Below are 12,595 nucleotides of genomic sequence, written 5' to 3'. Positions count from 1 at the left end.
TTCCTCTGGGCCTTACACAGACTTGTAAGGCCTTTATGTTTTGCTTAACTGGCTAACTCTGCTTGCATTAACCTAATAAATTGACGGATTAACTGGGGATCAAACTGCCCTTGATCTTGTTCACTTTCCAAGATAGCTAACGCTTTGGCAGCAGGCATCCCTTTACGGTAAACACGGTCTCCTGTCATCGCATCCCAAGTATCGGCAATCGCGACAATACGTGCTAATAAAGGGATTTCTGTCCCAGTCAAACCATCAGGATAACCTCGGCCATCCCAACGCTCGTGATGCCAAGCAGCGATTTCTGCAAAGGCTTTAAAACGTTTTAACGGTTTCATAATACTGGCTGTCATTTGCGGATGTGCCTGCATATGCTGGTATTCTTCGGCAGTCAAGGCCGCTGGTTTGTTGAGCACTTGATCTTGAATACCGATTTTACCCAAGTCATGCATGAGTGCGCCTTTACGTAATAAATTCAGTTCTTGTTCTGCTAGGCCGATATAACGACCCAATTTAACTGAATAGTGGGCAACACGCCCTGAATGGGCCGCTGTATAAGGATCTTTCGCCTCCAAAGTGCGCATCAAAGCTTTGAGGGTTTGCAGATAAGCTTCTTCTTGCTGCGCAAGCAAATCCTGTACACTTTGCGCTAATTGATTGACGCCACGGGCAAGGGTGCCAATTTCATCTTGGCTGGTTATCTGAGTGCGCGTGTGTAAGGCACCCTCACATAAGGCCTGCACGACATGATAAATATCTTGCACTGGACCGGTTAAACGTCGATGGACTAACCAGCCTAATAACAAGAACATCAAAATGCTCGAGCCTAAAATGCTCGTCCACACTTGTATTTCAAACGGTTCATCAAAATGTGCAATCGCCTGCATCACCCCTGTCATACTCACTTCCGCTTCAATGCCCGCTTGGATGCCAGAAGCTAGCTGGATGGGTAATAAAAAATCTGCACTGACTTCTTGGTGCTTAGGGTCCCATTCCACACGCTCCCCCAAAGAGGCTTGGCCTGCTAAAACGACTTGCGCATAAGCCCCTTGTATCTTTTTAGGCGTGCGTTTCCCTTGGCTATGAGCAAGAATTTGTCCTTGCTGATCAAACAGATATAAGGATTTGATTTGGATTTGTTGCCCAAAGATTGGGTGTTGGTTAATACGCTGGCGAAAATACGCCAGATCCGCATCGGTTGGCGGATCCAGCTGAGCCACTTGCACTGCGATCTGATCAAGATACAGATGAATTTTATGTTTTGCTTCCTGTAAAAAAGCATCTTCCATAATCTGATCACTCAACCAGCTAATCACAGCACCATTTAAAACCAAAATCACCAAAGCGACCGCCAAAAAACGTAAAGAAATCCCCATTGTTGATGCTCCTTTTGTGGTTTAAGGCACTAGCCTACCTAGCACAACTTAAGGCTAAATTAACATCTGCCTATTTGACACTTGCTGAGGATAAGTCATTATAGGAGGGCATCTTTTTGCACTTTACAAGAATAACAACCAGTATCTCATCATGAGGCAAAAGTATGATCTACGCACAACCAAATACCCCAGGTGCTGTGGTTGATTTTCAGGCACGTTATGGCAATTTTATCGGTGGTCAGTGGGTCGCACCGGTGAAAGGTGAGTATTTCACCAATATTTCCCCTGTGAATGGGCAAGCGATTTGTGAAATCCCGCGTTCTAGCGCAGAAGATGTTGAGTTAGCCCTAGATGCCGCCCATGCTGCCAAAGAGGCTTGGGGCAAAACTTCTGTGACCGAACGCGCCAATATGTTGCTCAAAATTGCCGATCGTTTGGAAGCCAATTTGGAAAAACTGGCCGTTGCCGAGACCTATGATAACGGCAAAGCGGTACGGGAAACGCTGGCGGCGGACGTCCCCTTATCGATTGATCATTTCCGCTATTTTGCCGGCTGTATTCGTGCGCAAGAAGGCAGCATTGGGGAAATTGATGCCAACACGGTCGCCTATCATTTCCATGAGCCTTTAGGGGTCGTCGGGCAGATTATCCCGTGGAACTTCCCTATGTTAATGGCGGCATGGAAACTTGCACCCGCATTAGCTGCAGGTAATTGCGTGATTTTAAAACCGGCAGAACAAACGCCGGCATCCATTTTAGTCTTCGCCGAGTTGATTCAAGATTTATTACCTGCTGGGGTATTAAATATCGTTAATGGCTTTGGTGCTGAAGCAGGGCAAGCCCTCGCTACCAGTACGCGGATTGCTAAAATTGCCTTTACCGGCTCTACACCGGTAGGTTCACATATTCTTAAATGTGCAGCGGACAATATTATTCCGTCTACCGTCGAGCTCGGTGGCAAATCCCCCAATATTTATTTTAACGATGTACTACAACAAGAAGATGCCTTTATCAGCAAATGTGTGGAAGGTGCAGTGCTGGCCTTTTTTAACCAAGGCGAAGTCTGTACTTGCCCCTCACGCTTGCTGATTCAAGAAGATATTTATGAAGACTTTATCGCGCGTGTCGTGGCGCGGGCGCAACAGATTAAGCGAGGCAATCCACTAGATACCGAGGTCATGGTGGGTGCGCAAGCCTCTCAAGAGCAGTACGAGAAGATTTTGGGCTATTTGGAAATTGGTCGCCAAGAAGGCGCACAAGTGCTTTTAGGTGGCGAAAAAGAGGCCTTAGCCGAAGACTTAGGCGGTGGTTTTTATATTCAGCCAACCTTGCTGAAAGGCCACAACAAGATGCGTATTTTCCAAGAAGAAATTTTCGGCCCAGTGGTTTCTGTGACCACCTTTAAAGATGAAGCTGAAGCCCTTGCGATTGCCAATGATACTGAGTTCGGCCTTGGCGCAGGTGTCTGGACTCGAGATATGAACCTTGCCTATCGTATGGGACGTGGTATTCAAGCAGGACGCGTATGGACAAACTGTTATCACCACTACCCAGCCCATGCAGCTTTTGGTGGTTATAAAAAATCTGGCGTAGGCCGCGAAACCCACAAAATGATGCTCAACCACTACCAGCAGACCAAAAATATGCTGGTGAGCTATGATATTAATCCACTAGGTTTCTTCTAAATTCTAGTGATTTTGCCCTATATCAAAGCAGTCTTAGGTTTTTCCTTACTTAAGGCTGCAGTTTGTTTCTTTACGTAAGGCTTAGTATATACTTGTAACTTTACTACCAAAGCAAAAGGACAAGTCTATGCCATTGCCTTATTTAGTGATTTTTCTTAGCCTCATCTCCCTCGCCTTGTCTGCTTGTAGTGAAGTGGTCTCAGGGCCTTATGACCAAGTAGAAGCTTGTACTGAACGTGGTGTGGTGTTTTATCAGGCAACTGGCAATTATCCCAGCTTGAAAGAGGCGCCCTACACAGGACGCTTAGCAGAAGATGTTGCACGCGAAAAATGCTTTAAAAACTTACAAGCGTTTCGTTAAGAAGGTCAATAAGCTGTTTTAGCAACTAATAAATAACCGCGATTACGAATTGTTTTAATTCGGCTCGGATTACTTGGGTCATCACCAATTTTATGGCGTAGGCGCGAGATACTAATATCGACAAAACGACTTACGCCATCATATTCTAAGCCCCGCACAGCTTGTAAAATTTCATCGCGTGATAAGACTTTGCCAGCATTGCGTGCAAATAAATACAAAAGATCATATTCTAAAGTGCTTAAGGTCAGCTCTTGACCACCTCTGCGCACAATACGTGCTCCTGTATCAATTTCTAGATCTTGCACCTGGATCATAGGATGATCTGATGCCCTCTCATCTTCTGGGCCTCGGTGCATACGACGTGTCATCGCATTAATACGTGCCACTAATAAGCGGGGTTCTATTGGGTGCGCACCTCCCGACAAATATCAATCCCACTTTTGTTGGGTAGCATAATATCTAAAATCAGCAAATCTGGATTGGTTGCTAGGATTTTTTCTGCTGCCTGGGCACCATCGGCAAGATGGCTTACTTCGTAATCAAAGTTACGTAAGTATTCGCAGGTCAGTTCGGCTAACTCTAAATCATCTTCTACTAACATAAGATGTAACATATGTGTTTATCCTATTTAAAGCGATCAAGCCAGTGATTAAAATAACCAAGCCAAACGTGCTTCCACTTGCTGACGTTGATAATCATGCAATAAATGGTTCGCTTGATTCCAATAATTAGACCAAATGACTTCTATATCAACCGAAGGTGTTAATTTATATTGGGCACCTAGACGCCAAGTCCAATAATCTTCACGGCGTTCATCATCATATAAGGGGTATTCAGGTGCTTGATAGTGACTGTTACGGTAACGCACTTGTGACCAAAGATTTAAATAATTTTGATAGCTATAAAGCACGCGATAGTCTAGTTCCCATGCTTGATAGGCGTAACGTAAGTCCTGATACTGGGCATCATTCCAAGTAAACTCACCTTTCATGAGCCAGTTTTTAGACCAAGCGTATTGATATTCTAGTGTATAAGAACGGATATAGCCGTCTTTACCTAAGACGCCTTGATTTAAATAATTACGCTGACTTAACTGGGTTTTTAACTCTATTTTATGCGCGGCTTGTTGCCAACCTACAAAAGGATGTATTTCTATATAACGAATATCTTGATTACCATATTTTAAATATTGTAACTCAATATCTGCACCATAATGCCAAGCGGCTTGCTGTTTTTCTATTCCAGTTCGCCAACGAAAGCTACTAATATTCACATCGGTTTGTTGTGAGTAATTACGTGTAAATAAATTCAGCTGATTATTCCACTGTAATCTTTGTGTAACTTCTCCTAGTGGGCGCTCTATATCTAAGCTGATTTGGGCTAAGGTATATTCATCTTGGCTTTGCGTAGCACTCGATTTTAGCTTGACTTCACTCACCCCTATATCTGTCCCTGTAGGCCCTGTATTCGCATTCGAGTCCCAACCCCCTCCCAACATAAAGCGACCACGCCAAGACCAGTATTGCGGTGGCACAAGTAAAGCCTGCTGAATTTTATGATCGAATAACTCCACATTACGCCGGACTTGTGCAGGTAAATCTTCTTGCAACACTTGTGCGACTTTGGCAGCCGCTGCTTGATAATCTCCTAATTGATAGTCTAAGCGTGCGGCTTCTAAACGACCACGTTGCCAATTAGGATAGGCTTGTAAACGTTGCTGCAAAAGTGTGCGCGCTTTTAAAGGCTGATCAATCAATAAAGGAGTCAAGGCTTGTAAAAACTCTGCGTGGGTTTGCGCATGAGCTTGCAATCCTGGGTCAGTACAGGCTAAGCATCCTGTTAGCAACCAAGTGTGCAAACGCTTTTTTGTCATGATAGAAGTCGCTGTGATCACCTTAGTCCTCATTATTTATTCAGGCGATGGCACTGCATCGAGCTTATCCAAGATGGACTCATCTGTCAGTTTGTCGTCCAAGTTCTCGAGATCTTCCGTGCTCGAAGTGGCGTAATCTGATAAATCACTGTTATCAAGTGCATTGACGATGGCTTGCTCTTGCGCATCTAAAGGTTCATGCGTTCCTTTATCATCTTCAGGTACTAGATGTTCTTGCAGCAAAGGTTCGGTCAGCATAAGGGTGTTGCGTATATCAGGATCAATTTCTAATCCTTGTAAATGATTTAGTGGATCTGTATCCCTCGCCCATTCCCCCCAATCTTCATTTTCTTGGGCATGCAAAAAGGGTACCCAAGTTAACCATAAGCCAACACCTAGCACTCGGGCTATCAATCGAGAATATGAAACTAGGCGCTGCAAAGGCACTCCCCCAAGGTATTAGGTCACCAAGAATAGTCGCAAAGAACAGAAGTAATTGACATCCTCCCCGCCCTAAAGGACGGGGATTCCCTCTGCAGGACGCTCATGCCCGAGCGCAAGAATGTTCTTGGCCGCATTTACATCGCGGTCGTGCGTGACACCACACGCACGGCAAGTCCATTCTCTTATTCCAAGACCTGCGATACCTTGCGGCCTCTCATCGGGCAAAGCGCCACAATGCGAGCAGGTTTGGGTGGTGTACGACTCGTTAACCTCTTTAAAAACAATGCCTGCGTGATCGCATTTGTATTCCAACATGGTTTTCAGGATGGCCCAGCTTGCATCCTGCACAGACTTGGCCATTGTGGTTTGGGCTAACGCGGATGATTTTACGTTGCCAACTACGGGGCTTGTCGCGCATTTTGGTCAAAAAGAATGATGGAAGGCGCCAAGCATGACTGTCTTAGCGTCACCAATAAAGGGCTTAAGCGTTTCACCCTGTAACATTTTTAGTGATTTTGCATGATATGCTGCAAGTTTACATCGTGAAAAATGCTCGGCTTTATCGATTCAGCACAATTTAATCATCCTAAAGTTTGCATTTTTTGATTAGGCAATTTTAAGATCACTTTTAAACCACCTAAGCTTGAATATCCAAGTATAATTTCGCCTTGATGCCATTTCATAATTTGACTCACAATCGCTAACCCTAAGCCACTGCCTCCTGTTTGGCGGCTACGGCTAGATTCCACCCGTTTAAAAGGTTCTAGTACACTCTCCCACTGGGTTTCTGGAATCCCCACACCATCATCTTCCACTTGAATAAAAGTAAAGTGCGCACTTTGATGAATATATAAGTGTACTCTTTGATTTGCGTAACGTTGTGCATTAGTAAGTAAGTTTTGTAAAGCACGTCTTAACTGGTGTGCATCTGCATGGACAGGTCGTGATTGATAAATATCTTGCGTAAACTCAAGATCTGGATATTGACTTGTAAAAGGTTGCACAATTTCTTGCGCCCAATCAAATAGATCTAAAACTTCTAGTTTCAGATCTGGGGCAAGTGCTTCTAGACGGGCATATAATAAACTCTCTTCTACTAGATGATTAAGCTCATCAATACTCGTGGCCATACCCAGTAAATGCTGTTTCACAGCTTCTGTATTAACACCTGCTATTTCGAGTTGTTCTAACTTGGTCAAGGCTAGCTCACGGCGAAATCTCAAACGTGCTAAAGGTGTTTTTAGCTCATGAGAGACAGCACGGTTTAATTCACGTTGACTCTGTAATAACTGATAAATCCAACTCGACATGGTATTAATTTTTTTGGCTAATGCAGTTAAAGCATCTTGCCCTTCAATCGTTAATAACTCTGCTTGACCACTCAAGCGCAAAGCATCCACTTCTTTTGCCATGCGCTCTAAACGCCGCTCCAATGGGTGTACAAGCAAAAATCCTATAATAATTAACAGGACAATATTAATAATACCTGCACTAATTACCCAAACGCGTGGAAAGGGATCTAATAACAAAATGGGCCCCAACTGTAGGAAATCACCACTATTTCCAATAGGTGCCAATGCACGAATGCCACGTTCATTCTGTGCATTCGTAAAAAACTCTACTACCGTCTCTTTCCGTTTTAACGCGCGTTCTTGTAAGTAATTGACTTTAATTTGCTCTGCACGCAGCCAATGCACTGGAAAATTAAAAATATTTTGCCAATTTGCAAAAACTTCTTGGCGTTTTTCTTTTGGATAACGTCCTATTTCATTAAGTAATAATAAAATACTGCCACGGACAAGTTGTTCATTAATACTCGATTCCTCAACAGCAACTTGAATCCATAGCGTATCATCCGTATTCAGTTTTTGATAAGCATAGGCTTGTACATCGAGTGTTTGGCTATGTTCACTTGCCACTAGGGTTAACGTCTTTGCTGGAGTGTGCTCGCGTATGTGCTGAGGTACATCTTGTGCATCGACCAGCTCAATTGGTAAAGACGTAATCCGGCGACTAATACCAAGCCAAGCTTCTTGTTGGCTGCCTTGATGACGCGATAGCCCCTCCACAACCAGCGCAAGGCTCGCCTCTAATGTGGTACTTAAATAATCTAATACACGATCTTTTTGCCAATATTGGTACATGATCCCTGTGCCACCTAGCAAAAGCAAGGCGGCAATCAGTAATCCTAAATAAATCCTAAAAAATAAACTGCGCATAATGATTAATAAGGTGTCGGAAAGGGAACATGAGCACGTAGAATCCCTATATCTTCATGCAATTGGGCATTTTTCGCTAGACAAGTTTGTAAATCCGCTTGCAAATTACGGATTTGCTCCCCTTGTTGACGATAAGCCTTCTGCCAATCTTGCATATCATGTTCAGCCAAACGGCGTGCTTTTTGTTCTTGCTCATGCTCATGAAGCAGTGTTTGTAGTGCTTGTTGATGTTCTTGTGCTTGGGTTTCAAGCTGAACAGTCAGCTGTTGCGACTGGCTTTCTAACTGGGCAATTGTCTGTGCATGTAGGGTGTCTTGTTGCGCTGTTTTTAGTTGTGCCAGTTCTAATTGATGTTGCATTTGGGCCAAATCATGATTTTTTTGTTTGATATGTTGGCGCAGCTGATCAATTTCTTGTAGCCAGTGATTTTCTTTTTGTTCATATTTTTGTTGCGCTTGCTGTAAAGCTTGTTGTAGATCCGTCTGTTGATGCTGTAGTTGCTGCAAACGTTCGTGTGTTTGCTCTAAAGCTAGCCGAGTTTGGGTATGCTTCTCTTGTACGGCTTGCTGAGCAATTTGTGCTTTCTCTAATTCTTGCTGCATCCAAGTTTGTTGTAGGCTAGCTTCTTGCTGTGCTTTTTGGGCTGCTTCTACCTGAGTACGTGCTTGTTGGCGCTCTTGTTCTAGCTGCTGCCGTGCTAAATCACATGCTTGTTGCCACAAGGCACTAAATAATCTTTGCAGCTCTAGAGGATAACCTTGTTGCGCTGCCAGGGTGGATTCTGGGTGTTGCTGTACTTGCATACGCCAAGTACGTAAGTGCTCATTAATCGTACTAAAGCTGCCTGTTCCCAGATATTCACGTATTTTAGGCACATTAATTGCTTGGCCTTGTTCCTGCAAGGCTTGGATTGCTTCGACAACATCCTCATAACAAATACCATGACGCGCCATCTTATATCACCTCTCTTGCTCATTATTTTTACGTAAAATGTATTACGTAATATGATACTTGCTCTTAATCCCTAAAGCGAGCCTTATTTTGCGGTAGAATAGTGACTTTCTTTGTCAACGTCTTATAAAGGAAGTCTGATGAGTACTTTCACCGAAGCTCAAGCCGCATTACTTGATGAATTCTCATTCTTTGATAACTGGATGGACAAATATCAATATATTATTGATTTAGGCAAAACCCTGCCGGCTTTTCCCCAAGCTTATCAAACACCTGAATATAAAATAGAAGGTTGCCAGTCTAATGTGTGGATGCATATTGAATTACAAGAAGGCCAGCTCCACATTCAAGCGACCAGTGATGCCGCCATTGTTTCTGGCTTGATTGCTTTGCTGTTACGCTTGTACGATGGACAAACGCCAGCCGACATTATGGCTACACGCCCTGAAGATTTTTTAAGTGCCTTTGGTTTAGATAAACATTTAAGCCCCACACGTAGCAATGGACTTGCTGCCATGCTGCAACAAATTTATACATACGCACAGCAAACCAGCTAAACACTAGACTGTATTGATAGAGAAGGAGGCGTTATGCCTAAGTTATGGAAACACACTCTGGCCTTTGTCGGCTTGCTAACACTCATGCCATGGCAGGCACAAGCAGAAGAAATAGGCGAAGTGACCACAACATTTAAGCTTTTAGGTGCCAATCATAAAATTGTGGTCGAAGCGTTTGATGATCCAGAAGTTGAGGGCGTCGCTTGTTGGTTATCACGTGCTAAAACCGGCGGCATTAAAGGTAGCTTAGGCTTAGCAGAAGATACTGCAGATGCTGCTATTGCCTGCCGGCAAATCGGCCCGATTAAAATCAAATCTGATCTTGAGCCGGGGGAGGCGGAAGAAGTCTTTACTAAACGTACAAGTTTAGTCTTCAAGTCTATGCAGGTGGTACGTTTATATGACAAAAAGCGTGATACCCTGATTTATCTAGTGTACTCAGACAAAGTGATTGATGGTTCACCGAAAAATTCTGTTTCTGTGGTACCCATTATGCCTTGGCGCGAATAAATCTTTGTATTCATTTCACCAGATACGTGATTTAGTGCAATATATGACGCTGCTTGGCAGCGTCAATACACTTCATCGATTGATCAAGAGATCATCAAGTCATGAGTATTTTCTGTGCGGCTTGTAAGCCAGATAAATAAGCTCCATGCGTCGTTCCAAAATAGGTTTTGCTGGTGGCTTCTCCGGCAAAAAATAACTGGTTTTGTAAAGGTTTTGCCAATGAATCGCGCATTTTTGGCCTTGATCCTAATGCATTATACGAGTAGGCACCTCTAGCAAAAGGATCCGATGCCCAACGCGTGATCTGATAATCAATCGGCTCAGGTATAGAGGCACCAAAAATCGTCCGTAACCTTTGCATGGCACTGGCAACGATTTGTTTATCTGACCAAGCTTCCATGGCGCGTCCCTGATCTGCAGCATTAAATCCCAAAAGTACCGGTAATTGGGCTGTACGCTGCAAGCTAATCCAATCATTCCATTCCCCTGGGCTGTTTGAAACGTATTCCAGCCAGTCCACCGCTTGCGGCCAAAATGCATGCGCAAAGCGCAGGTAACATTTGTTCAACACCCCCATACCTAGCTGAGCAATTGCTTGGCGTTTCTCTCTGGGCAGCTCGGGAACAAAATGCACATCTTGATGCTGTAAAACGCCAAGAGGCAAAGTGACAATAACGCGATCTGCTCTCCATACTTGATCTAGGGTATGTACTTGTATTTGTGCTTGCTGCCAGTGAATTTCTTTGACAACCTGCGCCAAGTGAATTTCTATACCTTGCGCTAAATACTCAGTAATAACCTTAAATCCTTGTGTGAAAAAGACATCTTCTCCTGCGAATGCTTGATCACTATCGTACCAATAAGACGATAGATCACGGACACTCGCCGCATACTCATGCTCTAAATCACTCGATAAAATAAAGTTTAGTAAATTGAGGCGATGCGTGTCTTGCGCAGCCTCCTGTACCAACTGAGCAATTGCCTGCTGAATAGAGACATCCGTCTCTGCATCCTGTGCTTTACGCACGAGATCAAAAACTTGCTTACGTATTTTTCTGAGTTGTTTTTCTTCCACCTGAGAAAAAACACGACCATCAGCATGATAAATCACACTTTTTTGATCACTGGTAATCAAACGCCGAGCACTAATTTCATCTGCCAAATCAGTGATTGGGTTCCCATCTACTCCATGAATCCAAGTTGCACCCAAATCAAGCGGCATACCAAGCCATTGATTGCTGGTCCAAATACGACCACCAGTCCGTTCGCGTGCTTCCAATACCAACACTTGATGCCCTGCTTGTTGCAAAGCTTTTGCAGCAGCAAGCCCAGCTAACCCAGCCCCAACAATAACAATACGCTCGCTTTTTTTCCGTGTTTTGGATTCTTGCTGACTCGCAATCACCTTAGTATGTGATCCCAAGAACATTAAGGTTAATAGCTGTAAAAAAGTGCGTTTATTCATCCTGCCCACCCTCAGCCCTCATGCCTCAGCATGCTGATAGCAAGTTAACGGTTATTTTTCATTTGTGTACTTTTCTATCAAGCTAATGGCTTTTTTCAGTAGTTGATTAAATTTTGCTGGTTTTTCTAACATAGGGAAATGACCTGTCTCTTCAATATAAAAAAGCTGATAGTTCTTGATATATTTACTATTTTCTGCTTGTGCTGTGGGCCAGAGCCTACTATTAATTGAAATCACAGGAAGTGTTAAATCTTTAAATACTAGCGCAGCTTCACCATTAACATGCATTTGTAGATAATTTCTAAATGCATTAACTGCAGCTGTTTTCGGGGCGGATGACATATCCTCTTTGACCCAATGAAGGAGCTGCTGATCCGTATTTTCTGGAAACATAGGCGAAACAAAGTCTTTTGTCGCATCTTTAAAGTGCGTCATAAAGGGTTGGAGCATCTGATCAAGTACAGACTGGGGGATAGACTCACCGACATTTTGCAAGGTATCTACTCCAATAATTCCAACAATTTTTGTAGGCATTAATTTAGCCGCTTCAGCAATGATAACGCCTGCCATAGAGTGGCCAATTAAGATAGCACGCTCGATCCCTTCTTGATCCATAATAGCTTTGATATCATTTGCAAATGCTTGCATTGAAAATTCAGATCTATCTAATGAAGAGTGGCCATGACCGGCTAAATCAAGGGCAATCACTTGATAATCTTTTGCAAAGACAGGGATTTGCTTTTGCCAATAGCGACTATCACAACTCCAGCCATGCACAAAAATTAATGTTGTTTTTGTTTGTTGACCAGTAACATGATAAGCAATGCGCTCTAAATCAGAAGACAAAGCAACATCTTGCCTAATAGGCAGTGAAGTGCTAGCACATCCTGATAATAATAAAAACGAAATCAAGGCTACTAATATGTGCTTTTTCATTTGCAATCCTGAGTTAAATATATGCGATGATTTGCCATCTCGATTTATTGGAAAATACGGTTTGATTGTCTTTGCAAGAGGCATTAAACATCAAGAAATCAACAGCGTCTATCAACCTTCTATACAATAAATTATTTTTTGATTAAAAGGGTGACAAAAGCATGCTGTCTCACCTATTCATAAAAAACAATTATCATTATTCGACTAGAAAGAAAGGA

13 protein-coding genes and 1 pseudogene are annotated in these 12,595 nt (G+C 43.3%); 4 read left to right on the top strand and 10 right to left on the bottom strand.

Annotation, left to right across the window (positions count from 1 at the left end):
• Window positions 1-44: 44 nt before the first annotated feature.
• Complete coding sequence (locus BMX05_RS07235) at window positions 45-1,376, bottom strand: HD domain-containing phosphohydrolase (protein WP_093309450.1); 1,332 nt, start codon at window positions 1,374-1,376, stop codon at window positions 45-47.
• A gap of 164 nt (window positions 1,377-1,540) precedes the next feature.
• On the opposite strand from BMX05_RS07235, the gene exaC reads away from it, so the two are divergent.
• Together exaC and BMX05_RS07225 are read left to right on the top strand one after the other, a co-directional pair.
• On the top strand, window positions 1,541-3,061 hold the full coding sequence (gene exaC / locus BMX05_RS07230; protein WP_093309448.1) for an acetaldehyde dehydrogenase ExaC: 1,521 nt from the start codon (window positions 1,541-1,543) through the stop codon (window positions 3,059-3,061).
• 127 nt (window positions 3,062-3,188) lie between these two features.
• Window positions 3,189-3,422: a hypothetical protein gene (locus BMX05_RS07225; RefSeq protein ID WP_093309446.1), complete on the top strand. Its 234-nt coding sequence runs from the start codon at window positions 3,189-3,191 to the stop codon at window positions 3,420-3,422.
• Window positions 3,423-3,427: 5 nt separating this feature from the next.
• Here BMX05_RS07225 and BMX05_RS07220 read toward each other — a convergent pair whose 3' ends face one another.
• The 7 genes and pseudogenes from BMX05_RS07220 to BMX05_RS07195 form a co-directional block, all read right to left on the bottom strand.
• On the bottom strand, window positions 3,428-3,847 hold the full coding sequence (locus BMX05_RS07220) for a winged helix-turn-helix domain-containing protein (protein ID WP_245710535.1): 420 nt from the start codon (window positions 3,845-3,847) through the stop codon (window positions 3,428-3,430).
• Window positions 3,823-4,035 (bottom strand): response regulator, encoded by a 213-nt coding sequence (locus BMX05_RS12740; RefSeq protein WP_245710533.1) that lies wholly within the window; start codon window positions 4,033-4,035, stop codon window positions 3,823-3,825. The genes BMX05_RS07220 and BMX05_RS12740 overlap by 25 nt, the downstream gene beginning before the upstream one ends.
• A 36-nt stretch (window positions 4,036-4,071) precedes the next feature.
• On the bottom strand, window positions 4,072-5,316 hold the full coding sequence (locus BMX05_RS07215; protein WP_143051949.1) for an outer membrane beta-barrel protein: 1,245 nt from the start codon (window positions 5,314-5,316) through the stop codon (window positions 4,072-4,074).
• Between the two features lie 15 nt (window positions 5,317-5,331).
• Window positions 5,332-5,736, bottom strand: a complete 405-nt coding sequence (locus tag BMX05_RS07210; RefSeq protein ID WP_143051948.1) for a hypothetical protein — start codon at window positions 5,734-5,736, stop codon at window positions 5,332-5,334.
• Window positions 5,737-5,808: 72 nt separating this feature from the next.
• Window positions 5,809-6,120 (bottom strand): annotated as a pseudogene (locus BMX05_RS07205) (RNA-guided endonuclease InsQ/TnpB family protein); the annotation flags it as partial.
• Between the two features lie 200 nt (window positions 6,121-6,320).
• On the bottom strand, window positions 6,321-7,958 hold the full coding sequence (locus BMX05_RS07200) for an ATP-binding protein (RefSeq protein WP_093309441.1): 1,638 nt from the start codon (window positions 7,956-7,958) through the stop codon (window positions 6,321-6,323).
• Between the two features lie 5 nt (window positions 7,959-7,963).
• Entirely contained in the window at window positions 7,964-8,911 is a 948-nt protein-coding gene (locus tag BMX05_RS07195; protein ID WP_093309439.1) for a DNA-binding protein, read from the bottom strand.
• A 138-nt stretch (window positions 8,912-9,049) separates the two neighbouring features.
• On the opposite strand from BMX05_RS07195, the gene BMX05_RS07190 reads away from it, so the two are divergent.
• Together BMX05_RS07190 and BMX05_RS07185 are read left to right on the top strand one after the other, a co-directional pair.
• Entirely contained in the window at window positions 9,050-9,466 is a 417-nt protein-coding gene (locus BMX05_RS07190; protein WP_093309438.1) for a SufE family protein, read from the top strand.
• 33 nt (window positions 9,467-9,499) lie between these two features.
• Window positions 9,500-9,976 carry a CreA family protein gene (locus tag BMX05_RS07185; protein WP_093309436.1) on the top strand — a complete coding sequence of 159 codons (477 nt, stop codon included), beginning with the start codon at window positions 9,500-9,502 and terminating at the stop codon, window positions 9,974-9,976.
• Between the two features lie 94 nt (window positions 9,977-10,070).
• Here BMX05_RS07185 and BMX05_RS07180 read toward each other — a convergent pair whose 3' ends face one another.
• Both BMX05_RS07180 and BMX05_RS07175 read right to left on the bottom strand, forming a co-directional pair.
• Window positions 10,071-11,441 (bottom strand): flavin monoamine oxidase family protein, encoded by a 1,371-nt coding sequence (locus tag BMX05_RS07180; protein WP_093309435.1) that lies wholly within the window; start codon window positions 11,439-11,441, stop codon window positions 10,071-10,073.
• Between the two features lie 51 nt (window positions 11,442-11,492).
• A complete protein-coding gene (locus BMX05_RS07175) occupies window positions 11,493-12,377 on the bottom strand; it encodes an alpha/beta fold hydrolase (protein ID WP_093309433.1) in 885 nt (294 codons plus the stop codon).
• Window positions 12,378-12,595: the final 218 nt, after the last annotated feature.

It is taken from the genome of Allopseudospirillum japonicum, assembly GCF_900108915.1.
GTDB classification, from domain to species: domain Bacteria; phylum Pseudomonadota; class Gammaproteobacteria; order Pseudomonadales; family Halomonadaceae; genus Pseudospirillum; species Pseudospirillum japonicum.
The sequence above is the reverse complement of the archived record's forward strand: the minus strand, read 5'-3'. Positions and strand labels throughout refer to the sequence as shown.

Bases quoted from the DNA above. Each gene is read 5' to 3' on its own strand.
- BMX05_RS07235 (WP_093309450.1), bottom strand. From the start codon at position 1,376: ATGGGGATTTCTTTACGTTTTTTGGCGGTCGCTTTGGTGATTTTGGTT.
- exaC (WP_093309448.1), top strand. From the start codon at position 1,541: ATGATCTACGCACAACCAAATACCCCAGGTGCTGTGGTTGATTTTCAG.
- BMX05_RS07225 (WP_093309446.1), top strand. From the start codon at position 3,189: ATGCCATTGCCTTATTTAGTGATTTTTCTTAGCCTCATCTCCCTCGCC.
- BMX05_RS12740 (WP_245710533.1), bottom strand. From the start codon at position 4,035: ATGTTACATCTTATGTTAGTAGAAGATGATTTAGAGTTAGCCGAACTG.
- BMX05_RS07200 (WP_093309441.1), bottom strand. From the start codon at position 7,958: ATGCGCAGTTTATTTTTTAGGATTTATTTAGGATTACTGATTGCCGCC.
- BMX05_RS07195 (WP_093309439.1), bottom strand. From the start codon at position 8,911: ATGGCGCGTCATGGTATTTGTTATGAGGATGTTGTCGAAGCAATCCAA.
- BMX05_RS07190 (WP_093309438.1), top strand. From the start codon at position 9,050: ATGAGTACTTTCACCGAAGCTCAAGCCGCATTACTTGATGAATTCTCA.
- BMX05_RS07185 (WP_093309436.1), top strand. From the start codon at position 9,500: ATGCCTAAGTTATGGAAACACACTCTGGCCTTTGTCGGCTTGCTAACA.
- BMX05_RS07180 (WP_093309435.1), bottom strand. From the start codon at position 11,441: ATGAATAAACGCACTTTTTTACAGCTATTAACCTTAATGTTCTTGGGA.
- BMX05_RS07175 (WP_093309433.1), bottom strand. From the start codon at position 12,377: ATGAAAAAGCACATATTAGTAGCCTTGATTTCGTTTTTATTATTATCA.